We start from the raw sequence: 15,586 nt of genomic DNA on the forward strand, positions 1-15,586 counted from the left end.
CGGAAAGCAGGTTCAAACCCCGCGGATGGTTCCTCTGATCCTGTCCGCGCTGCGGGACAGGCGGCCGATCCCTGAAGAACGGCGGATTCATGAGCATCTCCCAGTCGAATAAACGGGACCGTGTCCTTTCGCGTCTGGTCCGTCTCTTTTCCGTTTCCGTCTCGCATTCGCGGAGCATCATCGGCGGATTCCACGAAGAGATGGCGCGCGGCCTCGCCGGGGAGCGGAGCTCCCTGCGGATGATTCCCTCCTTTGTGGGCCGCCCGACGGGCAGGGAAAAAGGTCGGTTTCTCGCCCTCGACCTGGGCGGAACGAACTGCCGGGTCCTGGAGGTGGAGCTTGACGGAAGGGGAGGGGCCTCGATTGCGGCGGCGAGCCGTTTTGTCATTCCGCAGGACCGCATGCACGGCGCCGGCGAGCTGCTCTTCGATTTCCTCGCCGGGTGCGTCGACTCCTTTATCCGGGAGCATCCCCGCCGGGACGGGGGGCGGGAAAGGATCCTGGCTTTCACGTTTTCCTTCCCCGTAGAGCAGCACTCCATCGCATCCGGTACGCTCATCGGCTGGACGAAGGCCTTCACCGTCTCCGGCGTGGAAGGCGAGGACGTTGCGGTGCTGCTCTACGAGGCCATGAAGCGAAAAGGACTCGGATCCGTCCGTGTCACGGCCCTGACGAACGACACCGTGGGGACGCTGGTGGCCGGATGTTACGCCGACCGCTGCTGCGACATGGGCGTGATCCTCGGGACGGGAACAAACGCCTGCTACCTCGAGCGGGCGGCCCGGATCGGGAAGTTTCCCGGGCCCTTCCGCTCCGGCGAGATGATCGTCAACATGGAGTGGGGGAATTTCGACCGGCTGAAGGCCAACCGGTATGATGCGATGCTCGATGCGGACTCTCCCAACCCTGGCCGGCAGCGGCTGGAGAAAATGGTTTCCGGCATGTACCTGGGAGAGATCGCCCGGCTCGTGATCCGGGAGATGATGGAGCGGGGCATGCTCTTCGAAGGGAAGCACCATCCTGCCTTTCTGGCGTCCTATGCATTCACGACGGAGCATCTGTCGACCATGGCGGGAGGCGGTGACGAGGCATTCGCCGATCTCGGTCTTGCGGACCTCCCGGGCGAGAGCAGGGCGGCCATCCTTGAGATCGGCCGTCTGGTCGCCCTCCGGTCCGCGCGCATCGCCGGCGCGGCGATCACCGCCGTCATAACCTGGATGGATCCCGGTCTGGAGGCGGATCATGCCGTGGCGATCGACGGGGCTCTGTTTGAAAAATACCCGGGATACCGGGATGGAATTCAGGATGTCCTGATCGAGCTTCTCGGAGGCCGCGCGGAACGGGTCGCGCTCGTACCGGCCAGGGACGGTTCGGGAATCGGTGCCGCCGTTGTCGGTGCCGTGGCGGCTTCGGCCGGCCGCCGGACTGTATGAGGGGGACGCTCCCCGTGTCGAGACGCCCGGTCGTCCATATCCGCCGGAAACGGCTTGCTCAAGGAGGATCATGAAGTTTTCCAGTTACCGCATATCCGGGGAAATCAAGAAAAACCTGGACCATCTCGGCTTCAAGAGGCCTACGGACATCCAGTTCAAGGCCATTCCTTCCATCATGAACGGAGAAGACGTCCTGGCCGTCGCGCAGACGGGAACGGGGAAAACCGCGGCCTTCGCCATTCCCGTCGTCGACCGGATCCACCGGGCCAAAAGCAGCAGGCGCTCCACCGGCATCCGCTGCCTCGTCATGGTTCCGACCCGCGAGCTGGCCTTGCAGATCGGAGACGTGTTCATGAGCATCGCCAGGCATACGAACGCGACGGTTTATTCACTCCACGGGGGTGTGGAGCAGGATTCACAGGTCAAAAGGCTTCAGGACGGCATCGACATCCTGGTTGCAACCCCGGGGCGGATGTTCGATCTCATCCACCAGGGACACCTCCGCCTGGATCGCATCGACACGCTGATCCTCGATGAGGCCGACCGCATGCTGGACCTGGGTTTCATCGAGGACATCCAGTCCGTGAAAAGAAAGCTCACCCGGCCCCACCAGACCCTGTTCTTTTCCGCGACCATCAACCCGGAGATCAAGAAGCTTGCGTTCTCCCAGGTGAAAAGCAACGCCATCCGGATCCAGATATCCCCGGAGGATCCCGTTTCAAAAAATGTTTCCCACGCGGTGATGTTCGTGGAGATGGACGACAAGCGGTTTTTCCTGGAGAAATTCGTCCGGGAGCACCCCGAAAGCAGGCTCATTGTCTTTGTCAGGACCCGCGTCCGCGCCGAGCGGGTCGCGAAAGCAATGGAAAGAGTCCGGATTCCCGTGGTCTCCATTCACGGCGCGAAAGACCAGGATGAAAGAACCGCCGTGATGAAGCGGTTCCGGGACGGAGACTGCAACATCCTGATCGCCACGGACGTCAGCGCGCGCGGGATTGATGTCCCGGACGTCCGCTACGTCATAAACTACGATCTGCCGGAGAAGCCGGAGAACTATGTCCATCGGGTCGGGAGAACCGGACGGGGCGTCAACAAGGGGGTTGCACTCTCGTTCTGCAGCGAGGATGAGAAAGCGCGCCTGGGGGAGATCCAGCAGTTTTTGAACAAAGAGATTGAAGTGATCAAAATCGATAAAAGGGATTATGCCAGGACGCTCGACGTTTCCGGGGAGGAAACCGGCCTGCAGGCGATGATCGAGGAGCACGAGGCATGGCTCAGGGCGAAGAAGAAGAAAAAATCCCCCCGGGGCAAGGCAAAGTAACGGAAACAGCAAATGCAGCAGGTCATGGAGGTCTGGACATGAAAAACGGGGTCCCCGGCGCCGTCGCGAAAAAATCGTTCAAGCATTCGTTGGCTCTTTTGGCAGCAATCGTTTGCCTTTTGGCGGCGACTCCTGCGGATCCTGCCCAGCCGGCGCTGCTCGATGCCGGCATGAGTCCCGATCGGGCCGTGTGGGCATTCGACCGGGATGTGCAGGATGCCGCGAAGGATGTCCGGTTCTGGATGCGCGTCCAGAGGCAGGGAAATCTGAATCAATACGGCACGTTTGATTACTATTTCAGGATACGGGTATTCCGGCCGGACGGTTCGGAGGTGTGGGACACGCAGTACGGCTTCAACGAACAGGGATATTCCGAGCAGACCTTCACCTTCCCGAACTTCTTTTATGACCGGAGCCCGGACAAGCGATCGCCTTCCTACGGCACCTGGAAAGTCAGAACCGCCGTTGTTGAAAAAAATTCAAAAAGGGAAGTCTCGGTGAAGGAATACCCGCTTCAGTTTATCGATGGCAGGAAAACGGCGTCCTCGTCGACCGCGGGTCCCGCCGCGGGAGGCGGCAAACCGTTTCCCGTTCCCCGTTTTCAGCACGGGAAATGGACCTTGAAGGACTGGGGCATCGGCATCTACGACGAGGTTGTCACGGGGAGCAATACGTATGACCGGGAAATCAGGGAGCTTGAATCCCGGGACACCTTCTCGGTCAGGGAGGTTATGAATGCCTGGGCGAAAGGACACAAGTTCGGCGCCCTGCTTGCCGGTCCGCCCGTCCGGACGTACGTCGACAGCAACAGCATGCCCCTGTATCTCTTCGGCTATGTCCTGAAGCGGCCCGGCGGCGAAATCGACGGCCGGAACCCGCAGCACCGGGTCAGCCAGTATTGCAACAACCCGGGTTCGCTGATCTTCCCGTTCGACCTGAGAAAGCCGGGTCGTTACCGCATGGAGTTCCTGCTGAGGGAGCGCGACAGGCCTTCATGGGAAGAATCCTCCTGGGTTCCCATTGGCGGTATCGATTTCACCCTGACCGAATAGAGCGGGAGGTTCCGGAGGTCTTTTTCAGCAGAGGCATCCCGCGGCTTGACAGGACGGCTTCGGTCCCTGATAACCTGTAACCGGTCAAATGGAACGGGAAACGGGTTCAATCGTAAACGGAAACCGGGTGATGTGCCAAATAGGGAGGTGTGAATCATGAAAAAGAATCTCACCCTTTTTGCCGTGTTGTTGCTGTTACTGGTTGTTTCCTGCGCCCCAACGGGCAGCTCGCGCTATCGCGAAGGCAGCAACGTGGGGCAGGAGACCGGCATGACGGTGCAGGACGAGCGGCGTCTGACGGAGGAAGCGCTTCCCAAGATGATGAAAGACTTTCCTCCGGCCCAAAACCAGGAGCTGCAGAGGTACGTTTCCAGTCTGGGCATGAAAATCGTCAGGGCGAACAACCTGGAAGGCAACCCCTACCATTACGATTTCACGGTTGTCGACGTCGTCGATGTCAACGCGTTTGCGATGCCGGCGGGAAAGATCTTTGTGACCGCGCCGCTGATCGCCGCGGCATCCAATGAAGCCGAGCTGGCCGGAGTCATTTCCCACGAGATCGGCCATGTCGTTGCCAGGCACTCGGCGGAGCGTATGTATGCCATGGAAAAGGCCCAGAAGAAGACCTGGCTGTACGCGGCGGGCGGGGCCGTGGTTGGGGCGGCCGCCGGACTCGGCCTGGGAGCGGTTCTATGCGAAAAGGGGGACACGGCATGCCTGGCGAAAGCGGCGGCCTTGGGAGGAGTCGTCGGGGCAGGGGGGGGCCTGCTCGCGCAGAAATACACCTTCCTGGTCAATTCGCGGGAAGACGAGATGGAGGCGGATCGTCTCGGATTCCGATATGCCGTGGGCAGCGGATACGACAAGGACCAGGTCGGGAAATTCTACGAGAAGCTTCTCATCATGGAAAAGAAGTCGCAGCAGGGCGGCGGTCCTGTCTTGAAGAGTCTTGCCGATGCGATGAGCACGCACCCTCCCAGCGAGGAGAGGGTAAGGCAGATGAACGACCTGGCCGCGAAAAGTCCGGAAAGAAAGGCCGTTACGAATACCCCGGCATTCAACCGGGCCAGACAGCTGGCGGCGGGAATGCAGAAGAAATAACGGCGGCGGCAAGGCCTTCCCGGCAATGGGAAGGCTTTCTCTTTTGCCCGGCGACACGGATTGCAGCTTGGGGGCGGAAATCAGACGTTAAATGTGATACAGGACGCGAAACGGCGAGCATTCCGTTCGCGCGGGAATACTTCGAGTCATGCGGGCCGTATCCATGAGAATCAGCCTTCATCACATTTTTGTCGCCGTCGTGGTTGTCCTGTTCGGCGCCTCTCTTTTCTTCACGGTCCAGGTGGTCGCCTTCAAGAAGAGCCTGGCGCCCGGCTCCGCCGCCCCGGGCCTGAAAAGCGGCCAGGCGGCGGTCGTCACGAACATCATCGACGGCGACGAGGTGATCGTCAAGTGGGGCGAAGAGTCGCTCCGGGTCCGGCTTCTCGGGATCTATTCCTATGATCCGACCGCCGACGATCCCCTGGTCAAACCCATGGCCAGGCAGGCGTTTCTCCACCTGGACCGAACCCTGCTCAATCAGAATGTGGAAATTGTCTTCGACGAGCTGAAGTTCGATTCGCGGAAGCGGCTCCTCGCCTATCTCCAGAAGGGCGGCGCCGACGTCGGTCTGGAGATGATCGCCGGGGGCCTGGCCCTGGCCTACACGAAATACCCCTTCTCCAGGATGAATCCCTATCTGCTGGCGCAGGAGAACGCCATGCAGGACAAGGCGGGTCTCTGGGCGGACCGGCAGCTGGCCCTCCGGTCCAGCCAGCTGAAGATCCTCTGGGATGCGGAAAGGACGAGGGGAGACTGACCGTGTACCGGATCCTTCAGTTCTTCCTGCGAAAAAGCCGGGTCCTCACGGCGGCGAACATCAGGGTGAAGGCCTCCGCGTTCTTCGTGCTGCTCCTCTGGTACGCGGCCTCGGGCTTCCTGTATTTCGAGCTTCCGGGAAAGCCCGACCTGAACTGGGCGGACGCACTCTGGTGGGCCCTGGTGACGATGGCGACGGTCGGCTACGGGGATTTGTTTCCCGTCACCCCGGCAGGGCGCTATCTCGTCGGCGTTCCGGCGATGGTCTTCGGAATCGGTTTCCTGGGCTATCTGATCTCCGAGATCGCCGGAACCATCCTTGAAACCCGGTCCAGGAGGCTGAAAGGCATGATCGACATCACGGCGAAAAACCACATCCTGATCGTCAATTTCAACCAGATCGACAAGGTGTTGAAACTGGTCCGGGAGCTGAAATCGGACCCGTCGACAAGGGACAGGGGCATCTGTCTCGTCGACGACACGCTGGAGGAACTCCCGGCGGAGCTCCTCGCAAAGGGCATCCTGTTTTTCAAGGGCGACCCGACCCGGCGGGAGGTCCTGCGGGGGGCGAACATCGCCGAGGCGAGCCATGTCATCATCCTGGCGAAGAACCCCGCCGACGTCCACTCCGACGACCGGAACCTGGCGACGACCCTGGTGATCGAGAGCCTGAACCCCCGGGTCTTTTCCGTGGTGGAGGCGGTCAGCGAGGAGAAAATCGAACAGCTGCGCATGGCCGGCGCCGACAGCGTCGTCTGCGCCTCGGAGCTGGCCGCCGGCCTGATCGTCCAGGAGCTGCAGGATCCCGGCATCCAGGACGTCATCCAGGACTTGGTCAGCGACATCGGGGGACACCAGATCTATTTCGTCCCCATCCGGCAAATGGCGCGGTGGGACTACGGAGAGCTGGTCAACTGGGGGCTTGCCAACGGCCACACGGTCATCGGGCTGGCCCGGGAAGGGGCCCCGATGCTCAACTGCCGGGCGGCGGAGTCCGTCCGGGAGACCGACCGGGCCATCGTCATCAGCGGCACCCGGGCGGACGGGGTCGTCGTTTAGGATGTGATCCTCTTCGGACCGGCACCGTCCCGTGTTTGCCGGCGGGACGTTCAGCCTGCCCGCCCGTGTTCCTTCCGGCGGCGTGGCAGAAAGACAATACAAGGAGCGACAAAACCGATGAAAATCTGCATGCGACTGGCCGTCATGGCCGGACTGGCCGTCTTTCTTGCAAGCGGCTGCAGCAGCCCGGTCCTGAAGCAGGACATCCCCGTATCGACCAATCCGATGGGTGCCAGAATCTATGCCAACGGACAGCCCGTGGGGATGACGCCGGGCACTGTTTCGCTGGAGCGGAACCGCAGTCATATCCTGACCCTGGTCAAGGAGAACTACCGCCAGGAGGACGTGGTGATCGAAAGGCTGTACCAGAAAGACAAGGCCTATCTGAAAGCGATCCAGGCGGGTGTCCGTTCGGGCCTCTTTTTCAAGGATGCCGCCATGGGCGTCGGCAGCAGCATGACGTCGCTCTCCTCGCAGGAAGAGACGGGGGAAGCCTATATTCTTTATCCGCCGGCCGTCAAGGTGGCCCTGACACCGCTGGGCGGCATCGGCGGGAACGATCCGGTCGCGCCGTCCGCACCGTCGTCGCCGGGCGCCGTCTCACCGGACCGGTCGGCAGGGTACGGCGAGGCCCCGCGAATGGCCGATAAGGACTTTGCCCGAGAGGTCGTCAAAATGGGCGCCGGCGCTGCGCTGACCCAGGTCAAACCCATCGGGAAGAAGGTGGAGACCTCTTCCTCGTCCAGGAGCTACGTCACTCCGGGCGGGACCATGGTAACGGAAAAATCGAGCACGTCGGTCGGCGTCGGCATCAACCCCGCGGGGCTGGTCGACGTCATCGATACGCTGTTCAAGTAGGTTGCCGAACGGCGCCGTGCGCATCCTTACAGTGCCGGAGGGAAAAGGAGTAGTATATGAGAAAGAGCGTGCTGATCATTCTGTGGGTCATCCTGATCCTTGTTCCGGCGTCGACGGCCTGCGCGGTGGGTCTCGCCGCCCTTGACCGGGTGAGTGTCCTCATGACGAAAACACAGGTGATTTCCATCCTGGGTGTGCCAGCCGAAGTAACGTCGATGGGCCCCCTGAAGGTCGAGCTGTACCGCGTCACCGGTGCGAGTCCCCTGGTGAGTGCGGGCTGCATCTACGAAAAGGAAGCGACGCTGGCCGGGATCGTCTTCATCTTCCAGGGGGATCTCACGATCGAGACGGCGAAGAGGCTGCGGGAGAACGGATTCACCCTTTCCGGAGGAAGGGGGACCGCCGTTCGCCTGTCGGGGAAAGACGACGATACGGGCCTCCCCGTGATCGTCACGATCGACGTGAACAACGAACTGATGACGGTCATCGCCTTCGAGAAGGGATTTTTCGAACGGAACGTACAGCACTGATCGGGCGGCCGCATGCCGGCACACCCGAACCGGTCACCCGCTTCAGGAGCTTCCGTCCGGGTGTCCGGGGAAGAAAGACGGGAACATTCAATCCGGGCGTTGCATTGCCGGCTCGCGCCCGGAGAAGGACACAGGCCGGCGTGATCACATTCGACATGGAAAACTGGAAGAGGGTGCGCGAAGCGACGCCTGACCATTTCGACGGCTGGCTTGAACTGGCAAGGGAGGTCGAACCTCTGTTCGGCCCCATGGTGGACGATGCGGCTTTCCGGGAGGGCTTGAAGCGGGCGATTGAAGAGAAAATCGCCTGGTGTATCGAGGAGCCGGAAGAGCAGGACCGCTCCGCGTTTCGCGGCGGTATCGTCGCTTCGAGGGAGGCAAACGAGATTCTCTGGCTCGCGGTGTCCGGGGACCACCGGGGACGGGGAACGGGGGCGGCCCTGCTGTCCGAGGCAATCGGACGCCTGGATCGGAGCCGGCCGATCACCGTGACGACATTCGACGACACGATCCCGGACGGACTTCCCGCAAGGAGGCTTTACCAGCGATTCGGATTCGAGGATTCGGCTGCCGCGGGCTTGAATCCAGCCGGAATCCCAACGGTCACGATGACCCTGATGGAAAAGGGGGCACGGGGAGGGGAGGGCTGACCCGTTTTCTCCCAATAGGAAAAAGGAGGGTGCCATGACGCCGGACGAAATGAAGGACAGGGCAATCCAGATTATGTTGAAGAGGTTCCATTGAAGCCAGGCGGTTCTTGCGGTTGCGCAGGAAAAACTGGGGCAGGAAGCAAACGAGGGGCTGATCCGGGCCATGGGACCGTTCGGTGCGGGCCTGGCGGCTACCGGCGAGGTATGCGGGAACGTTATCGGCGCTCTCGCCGCGTTCGGCCTGATGTTCAGCCGCAGCAGGGAGGAGGAGCGGGAAAGTCCCCTGATGTGGTCGTATTCTCAGCAGTTTCAGCGACGCTTCCGGGAGGAGATCGGCCGGGGAAGCATTCTCTGCCGCGACCTGATCGGCGTGGACTGGCAGGACAAGGCCCAGGCGAAAGATTTCCATGCCGGTGAAAAGTACCGGGAGTGCCTGCGGATCACCGGTGAAACCGCGAAAATCTTGGGTGGGATGATCGAGCAGTATCTCTTGTCTCAGCGGGCTTGAGTCTTCCACCGTCCCGGTAGGAAAACGGTGCCGGACGTCTTGATTCGGGAGGGATGTAAGATGAATACCATCGATCGGATGACCAGGGACGAGATCGTCGAGTTCTTGAACCGCTCCTGGATGACCCATGACGGGATGTGGTTCTACAACTGCTTCAAGGAATGCGGCATCGAGACGGCCAACCGGCTCAACAAGGCGGCGATCCGGTCCATGGCGCCCATGGAGATGGCCAGGATGAAAAAAGCCCTGGGCATCGTGGCGGAGAGGATCGAATCCTTCGCGGAATTCAAGGATTTCTTCACGGGCGCCGCCCGCTTCTGCATCCCGCCGTTCATGAACGGGAAGTTCGATACGTCCCGTGAAAACACCCTGCACTGGGAATTTGCGCCCAAGAACTGCTTTGCCTACAAGGGGATGGTCAGAATCGGGGCCATCGACGGGTACGAGTGCGGGGTCATCTACCGGCTTGCCTGCTGGTTCGACGCCCTGGGTCTCAAGTACAGGGCAACGCCGGAAATCACGGGCTGCCGGATGCGGTCGGGGGACACCTGCGAGGGCGAATTTGTCTTCGACTTCGGCACGTTTGCCGCGTCCTGATCCGCCGTTCCGGGAAAAGGGAGCAGACCCCTTTTCGGCAAAAGCATGAGGAAGTAGAAGAGAGATCTGATACCGCTCATCCAGTCATAACGGGTATTCCGGGAGGAGGACCTGTCGCCGAAGGTCCGGCTGGTGTCCCTGGAAAAAATCAACGATGGCCGCCCGCGGGCGGAGGGAGGGACAGGAGAATGATCGTACATGACACCGCGATGATGGCGGAAGGCCGCCGCCGATCGACCCCGAAGCATTTCATGTTCCTGGCAGTCTGCCTGGTGTTCCTGGTCATGACGATCGGGACGGTGTCTGCCGCCCCGGCGGACTGGCCCCATGTCGCCCTGTCCGGTGACGGCACGCCGGTTTCCTACGAGGTCTATGGCACGGGAGAGCCGGCCCTGGTGTTCGTCCATGGCTGGAGCTGCGACGCCCGCTACTGGCGCGAGCAGGTGCCGTTCTTTTCCCGGACGAACCGCGTGGTGGTTCTCGACCTGGCGGGACACGGCCACTCGGGAATGGGGCGAACGAAGTACACCATGGGGGCCTTCGGGGAGGACGTGCGGGCCGTGGTCGAGGCCACGGGCAGCCGCCGAGTCATTCTGATCGGCCACTCCATGGGCGGCTCGGTGATCGCGGAGGCCGCCCGTCTGCTGCCCGGCCGAGTCGTCGGCCTGATCGGTGTCGACACGCTCGAAAATGTCGAGTACCCCATGACCCGCGAAGTGCTCGAAAAGATGACCGCTCCCCTGAAAAAAGATTTCCGGGCCGGGAGCCGGCAGTTCGTCGGGCAGATGATCTCGCCCCGGACCGATCAGCGGCTTCGCGAGTGGATTCTCGCGGACATGTCGGCGGCGCCGCCGGCCGTGGGCCTGAGCGCCATGGACGAGTTGATGATGCAGTACGTCACGGGGGAGGCGGCCAGGGTCTTCGATCAGGTCCGCGTTCCCGTCGTCAGCGTGAACGGGGATCTCTGGCCCGTCAACTTCGAGGCGAACCGGAGGCACATGCTGTCCTTCGATGCCATTGTCCTCAAGAACGCGGATCATTTCCTGATGATGAACCGCCCGGAGGAGTTCAACCCCGCCCTGGAGAAGGCGATCCGGATGCTTCGGGAGAAAGCGGCCGGGAAGTGAAGCCGGGCACATGGATCCATTGGACGGCCGGCAGCAGCCGCCGCCGACCGATGTCCGGCGGAGGGAACGCAAGTTGGAGGTTTCGGTCGATGCAGCCTGTCCGCTGTCGAGGGCGTGGCGGTCTCGAATCGTCCGATAAAGAAGCAAGGCAGGGCCGATTCCGACAAGCCCGAGAAGTCCCGATCCGAGGAGCCACACAGCCAGGATCCCCGCCAGCGTCGCCGTCCCGGTGACGTTCAGGATGTCGCAGGACATAAGGCTCGCCAGCCTTTACCCGTCTGCCGGTTTATACATTCATGATTTTGGGAACACCCTGTAGCCAGCCATATATTTATCTATGTCTTTGGATCGAAAAGAGCGGGGATCCTACCGAAATGATTGGCGGTCCTGAAGAGGGACGTTTGCACAGGTCTTTTCATCCGGCGGAATGGCTTTATTCTGCTGCCGATCGCGGCGCAGGGCCGCGCGTTCCCTGTCGGATTGTCCGCATCGTGCACAATTCCGTTTGACATGAAACCGGAATTCATGTTCGCTGCATGAAAGATAAGGATCCGCCCGGTTGCGTTATGGGGATGCACTGCCGGGACGCGCATCGTTCCCGTCCTCACAATATCCGGGTGTGAGACACATCGCGAGCACTCACACCGTTTCACCAGAAGGAAACCATGCTTCGCTGGACTCGCATCCTGCCCGGCCTGTCTTATCTCCTCTTCACGGCTTTGCTGCTGTTTTGTGAGGGCGCACCGGACGCGCTGGCGGGAGATACGATTCGAATCAACGGATCCGGAGCCGCCCTGGAGATGATGAAGCCCCTCGTGAAGGCCTACGGCAAAACGGCGAGGGGCATCTCGTTCGTCATGGTCAAACCGCTGGGCAGCTCGGGCTCGATCAAGGCGCTTCTTGCCGGGGCGATCGATATCGCGGTCGTCAGCCGCCCGCTGAGGCCGGAAGAGATTGACCGGGGGGGGAGAGCGAGGCCTTTCGGCAAAACCCCCCTGGCCATCGTGGTGGAGAAATCGAACCGGCTGAAAACCATTTCGACGACCGAGCTGGAAGACATCTATGCCGGCAGAATGACAAAATGGCCTGACGGAGAGACGATCCGGATCATCCTTCGTCCCAGGGAGGATACCGATACGAAGATCTTGAGGAGTCTTTCGCCTCGCATGGACGAAGCTGTCGCCGCGGCGCACCGGCGGCAGGGACTCCGGATCATGATTACAGATCCGGAGTCGAATCAGGCAGTTGCCAGAACGATCGGGGGTGTCGGCGCATCCGCGCTGACCGGTGTTCCGGTCGACGGACCGCCGCTCAACGTTCTTGCTCTCAACGGCGTCAAACCGGGCCGAAAAACCCTTGCCGATGGAACCTACCCGCTTGCCAAGGAGATAAGCTTCGTCACGACCGATCGTCTTTCCGATGCCGCTGCAAAATTCCTGGATTTTGTCTACTCGAGAAAAGGGCGCGCCATTGCGGAGAAACATGGAGTCCTTTTTACCGCTGACACAAAATGAAGCCACGTGGCGAGTCCGTAACCCGCATCTCATCCGTTCTGGTGGCCATCATCAGCCTCATGGTTGCCATCATTATCCCTGCAGGCTACTTCCTCATTTCATACGAATACATGGGAGGAGGCACCAACGCCGAACTCGCGTTTTGCGCGCGAACCGTTGAAAGTCTGGTCGCCAACAATCCCAAGACCTGGCAGTTTGAGGAAGTCCGTCTACGGGAGATCCTGGAGTACCGGCTCGATTATGGAATTCAGGAGAAGCGTGCAATCAGAAACAGGAAAGGACAGATCATCGCCGAGACGGCGGAATCCCTCACGGGTCCCGTACTGACGTTCAGCGCGCCCATTTACGATGCCGGCATTCGAATCGCAAGCATCGAGGTCACCCGTTCCATAGCTCCTCTCATGCTGAAGACGGTCATCGTCGGTGCCGGTTCCGTCATGACGGGAATATTGATTTTCCTTTTCTTTCGGTATTATCCGCTGCGGGCGGTGCGGGAAGCCTATCAGAGACTGGAGGAGAACGAGCGACGCCTCGCCCTCGCCCTGGAGGCGGGTTCTTTCGGCGTCTGGGATTGTGACATCGGGAAAGACGTCGTGACCTGCAATGACAGGATGTACAAAATATTCGGCGTATCGAGAGATTCCTGCGTCACGAGAGATGACTGGCTGAATTGCCTTCATCCGGATGACCGCGACAGGGCCCTGAGAGATTACATTCCCAAAACGATAGAAGAAAAGGGATTCAACACCGAGTACCGCATCGTACATTCCGATGGCGCGGTCAGGCATATACAGGCCAACGGCATCGTGTTGCGGGATGACGGAGGCAGTCCGCTGGGACTGATCGTCCTGAACCAGGATATCACCGATCGCAAACGGGCGGAGGATGAGCAGCTGAAAACCCAAAAGCTGGAGTCGGTCGGCACCCTGGCTGGGGGAATCGCCCACGACTTCAATAATCTTCTGGCGGTGATTCACGGGAACATAGAGCTGCTGATGATGGACATACCCTCGGGGGACAGGGCCCATAAAAGGCTTGTGGCCGCGGAAAAGGCCGTCATCCAGGCAATGGATTTGACAGGTCTTCTGATCACGTTTGCAAAGGGGGGGGAACCGGCCAAGGCAGTCGTCGACATCGGCGACATGCTCAAAAATACCGTGTTAAGAAGCGTCGCTGAATGGCCCGTGGAAACGAGATTCTTCATGGACGGCGATCTCTGGGCGCTTGAAGTCGATGAAAGGCAGATGAGCCAGGTTATCAGGAACCTGGCGATCAATGCCGTGGAAGCGATGCCGAAGGGAGGGATCCTCACGATCCGGGCCGGGAATATGAGAGCCACGAAAGAGGACGGACTGCCGATCGAAGAGGGGCCTTATATCCGGGTATCCGTTGAAGATACGGGAACCGGCATCCCGAAAGACGATCTGCCGCTCATCTTCGATCCCTATTTTTCCACCAAGCAGAGAGGAGCGGAAAAGGGCATGGGGCTCGGCCTGTCGGTCTGCCAGTCCGTGGTCAGAAAGCACAAAGGCTGTATAACCGTGATATCACAGGAGGGAAAAGGGACCACGTTCCATGTTTACCTTCCCGCAGGCGTCAACCTGAGCGTTTCCGCTCCGCCAACTGTCTCCGGCTGAAACGGGGAGCGGCGGAAACGGCTCCATTCGATTCAATAACCAGGGAGGACAGGATGATCAAAACGAGCGGCCGCATCAATGTTTCATGCCTTCTGGCTTTTTTATTTCTGACAACGTTTCCCGCATTCCTGCCGATGGATGTCCTGGCGGCACCTCCGATCGGCTCCGGCATGGTTTACATGACCGAACAGTACCCGCCCTTCAACTATAAGGAAAAGGGGCGGCTGGAGGGCATAGCGGTCTACCTGCTCGAAGAAATGACGAAAAAGGCGAACATCGATTTCAGCCGCGACCGGATACGGCTGACGAGCTGGACGGCGGGCTACCGGGAGGCCCTGAAAAAGAAGAATACGGTTCTTTTTTCCACGACCCGAACGCCGGAGCGGGAAACGCTCTTCCAGTGGGTCGGTCCCATCGCCCCGACGAAGATCGTCCTGATCGCCCGGAAGGACCGGGCGCTAAAGATCAATGCCTTTGACGATTTGAAAGGGCTGAAGATCGCCGCACTGCGGGACGACATCGGGGAAGCGCTCCTGGCCCGGGGGGGGATCAAGGGCAAGGCCGTCACGGTCGGGAAAAAAGCGGAAGACGCGATCCGCATGCTCGAGGCGGGAACCGTCGACGCCTGGGCCTACGAGGAAACGGCGGGGCTCTGGCTGATCAAGCATATCGCGGGCGATCCGGGAAATTACGAAAGCGTTTACCGGCTCTATGAAGGGGAGCTCTACTACGCCGTGAACCGGAACACCCCGAAGATCGTCGTACAAAAGATGCAGGATGCGCTGGACGATCTCAAGCGGGAAAAAACGAGAGAAGGATTCACCGTCTATGAAGACATTTTTGAACACTACCTGAAGCCCCGTTACGTGAAAGACCGGATTACCGACGAGCAGGCGATGCAGCTGGTCGACCGTACGGCAAACGACCTGGCCGGGGACGCGGCCGCGACGATCCGCAGGATCAACGCCGGCGAGCATCCCTACCGGGACGCGAAAAATCAGGCTTTTTATGTCTTTATTTACGATTCGGGCGTGACGATGATCGCCCATGCCGCAAATATCAAAACGGTGGGCAGAAACTTCAAGGGCAAAACGGACGTCGACGGGAAAGCCTTCCGGGACGAAATCGTCGGCAAGGCGCTGAAGAACGGGAGCGGATGGGAGGATTACGTCTACACCAATCCCGGCGAAAGCGGGCTTTACTTCAAGACGACCTACTTCAAGGCGGCAAAGGGGAGCGACGGCAGAACGTATGTCGTCTGTGCGGGCAAATTCAAGGAAAAGCCGGGACCGTAGAGGAAGCGCGGCAATTCCCCGATCGTTCGGGAACGGATCGATCACGCCGCCAGCATACCATGTTTAGGCAATCTTATTTCGAGGAAAGGATTATTATGAAAAAATACGGTTGGTTCTGTCTGCTGCTGAGCTTGCTGGTTCTTTCCGG

14 protein-coding genes and 1 pseudogene are annotated in these 15,586 nt (G+C 60.3%); all 15 read left to right on the forward strand.

What is annotated here, in order from left to right; genetic code table 11:
- The first annotated feature begins 89 nt into the window (after positions 1 to 89).
- The gene (locus HPY65_08355; protein NPU84489.1) at positions 90 to 1,433 is read left to right on the forward strand and encodes a hypothetical protein; all 1,344 of its coding nucleotides are present in this window, start codon (positions 90 to 92) and stop codon (positions 1,431 to 1,433) included.
- A gap of 70 nt (positions 1,434 to 1,503) precedes the next feature.
- Positions 1,504 to 2,754, forward strand: coding sequence for a DEAD/DEAH box helicase (locus HPY65_08360; GenBank protein ID NPU84490.1), 1,251 nt, complete (start codon positions 1,504 to 1,506; stop codon positions 2,752 to 2,754).
- A gap of 38 nt (positions 2,755 to 2,792) precedes the next feature.
- The gene (locus HPY65_08365; protein NPU84491.1) at positions 2,793 to 3,806 is read left to right on the forward strand and encodes a hypothetical protein; all 1,014 of its coding nucleotides are present in this window, start codon (positions 2,793 to 2,795) and stop codon (positions 3,804 to 3,806) included.
- Between the two features lie 156 nt (positions 3,807 to 3,962).
- Positions 3,963 to 4,907, forward strand: a complete 945-nt coding sequence (locus HPY65_08370; GenBank protein NPU84492.1) for a M48 family metalloprotease — start codon at positions 3,963 to 3,965, stop codon at positions 4,905 to 4,907.
- A gap of 163 nt (positions 4,908 to 5,070) precedes the next feature.
- Complete coding sequence (locus HPY65_08375; GenBank protein NPU84493.1) at positions 5,071 to 5,664, forward strand: hypothetical protein; 594 nt, start codon at positions 5,071 to 5,073, stop codon at positions 5,662 to 5,664.
- A pseudogene (locus HPY65_08380) lies at positions 5,661 to 5,939 on the forward strand (two pore domain potassium channel family protein). Before HPY65_08375 ends, HPY65_08380 begins: the two are co-directional and overlap by 4 nt.
- Before the next feature lie 900 nt (positions 5,940 to 6,839).
- Complete coding sequence (locus tag HPY65_08385) at positions 6,840 to 7,580, forward strand: PEGA domain-containing protein (protein ID NPU84494.1); 741 nt, start codon at positions 6,840 to 6,842, stop codon at positions 7,578 to 7,580.
- Between the two features lie 56 nt (positions 7,581 to 7,636).
- A complete protein-coding gene (locus tag HPY65_08390; GenBank protein NPU84495.1) occupies positions 7,637 to 8,110 on the forward strand; it encodes a hypothetical protein in 474 nt (157 codons plus the stop codon).
- Between the two features lie 140 nt (positions 8,111 to 8,250).
- Positions 8,251 to 8,760 (forward strand): GNAT family N-acetyltransferase, encoded by a 510-nt coding sequence (locus tag HPY65_08395; protein ID NPU84496.1) that lies wholly within the window; start codon positions 8,251 to 8,253, stop codon positions 8,758 to 8,760.
- 127 nt (positions 8,761 to 8,887) lie between these two features.
- Positions 8,888 to 9,268 (forward strand): C_GCAxxG_C_C family protein, encoded by a 381-nt coding sequence (locus HPY65_08400; protein NPU84497.1) that lies wholly within the window; start codon positions 8,888 to 8,890, stop codon positions 9,266 to 9,268.
- 60 nt (positions 9,269 to 9,328) lie between these two features.
- Positions 9,329 to 9,865: a hypothetical protein gene (locus tag HPY65_08405; protein ID NPU84498.1), complete on the forward strand. Its 537-nt coding sequence runs from the start codon at positions 9,329 to 9,331 to the stop codon at positions 9,863 to 9,865.
- A gap of 209 nt (positions 9,866 to 10,074) precedes the next feature.
- Positions 10,075 to 10,992 (forward strand): alpha/beta hydrolase, encoded by a 918-nt coding sequence (locus tag HPY65_08410; protein ID NPU84499.1) that lies wholly within the window; start codon positions 10,075 to 10,077, stop codon positions 10,990 to 10,992.
- 665 nt (positions 10,993 to 11,657) lie between these two features.
- Positions 11,658 to 12,506, forward strand: a complete 849-nt coding sequence (locus tag HPY65_08415) for an ABC transporter substrate-binding protein (protein ID NPU84500.1) — start codon at positions 11,658 to 11,660, stop codon at positions 12,504 to 12,506.
- The gene (locus tag HPY65_08420; GenBank protein NPU84501.1) at positions 12,503 to 14,143 is read left to right on the forward strand and encodes a PAS domain-containing protein; all 1,641 of its coding nucleotides are present in this window, start codon (positions 12,503 to 12,505) and stop codon (positions 14,141 to 14,143) included. The genes HPY65_08415 and HPY65_08420 overlap by 4 nt, the downstream gene beginning before the upstream one ends.
- A gap of 53 nt (positions 14,144 to 14,196) precedes the next feature.
- Positions 14,197 to 15,438 (forward strand): transporter substrate-binding domain-containing protein, encoded by a 1,242-nt coding sequence (locus tag HPY65_08425; protein ID NPU84502.1) that lies wholly within the window; start codon positions 14,197 to 14,199, stop codon positions 15,436 to 15,438.
- Positions 15,439 to 15,586 lie beyond the last annotated feature (148 nt).

The sequence above is a fragment of the Syntrophaceae bacterium genome (assembly GCA_013177825.1).
Taxonomy (GTDB): domain Bacteria; phylum Desulfobacterota; class Syntrophia; order Syntrophales; family PHBD01; genus PHBD01.

What these genes read in the sequence shown, in the direction of transcription:
- HPY65_08410 (NPU84499.1), top strand. Translation starts at nt 10,075, where the DNA reads ATGATGGCGGAAGGCCGCCGCCGATCGACCCCGAAGCATTTCATGTTC.
- HPY65_08355 (NPU84489.1), top strand. Translation starts at nt 90, where the DNA reads ATGAGCATCTCCCAGTCGAATAAACGGGACCGTGTCCTTTCGCGTCTG.
- HPY65_08360 (NPU84490.1), top strand. Translation starts at nt 1,504, where the DNA reads ATGAAGTTTTCCAGTTACCGCATATCCGGGGAAATCAAGAAAAACCTG.
- HPY65_08385 (NPU84494.1), top strand. Translation starts at nt 6,840, where the DNA reads ATGAAAATCTGCATGCGACTGGCCGTCATGGCCGGACTGGCCGTCTTT.
- HPY65_08415 (NPU84500.1), top strand. Translation starts at nt 11,658, where the DNA reads ATGCTTCGCTGGACTCGCATCCTGCCCGGCCTGTCTTATCTCCTCTTC.
- HPY65_08420 (NPU84501.1), top strand. Translation starts at nt 12,503, where the DNA reads ATGAAGCCACGTGGCGAGTCCGTAACCCGCATCTCATCCGTTCTGGTG.
- HPY65_08390 (NPU84495.1), top strand. Translation starts at nt 7,637, where the DNA reads ATGAGAAAGAGCGTGCTGATCATTCTGTGGGTCATCCTGATCCTTGTT.
- HPY65_08405 (NPU84498.1), top strand. Translation starts at nt 9,329, where the DNA reads ATGAATACCATCGATCGGATGACCAGGGACGAGATCGTCGAGTTCTTG.
- HPY65_08425 (NPU84502.1), top strand. Translation starts at nt 14,197, where the DNA reads ATGATCAAAACGAGCGGCCGCATCAATGTTTCATGCCTTCTGGCTTTT.
- HPY65_08375 (NPU84493.1), top strand. Translation starts at nt 5,071, where the DNA reads ATGAGAATCAGCCTTCATCACATTTTTGTCGCCGTCGTGGTTGTCCTG.
- HPY65_08365 (NPU84491.1), top strand. Translation starts at nt 2,793, where the DNA reads ATGAAAAACGGGGTCCCCGGCGCCGTCGCGAAAAAATCGTTCAAGCAT.
- HPY65_08370 (NPU84492.1), top strand. Translation starts at nt 3,963, where the DNA reads ATGAAAAAGAATCTCACCCTTTTTGCCGTGTTGTTGCTGTTACTGGTT.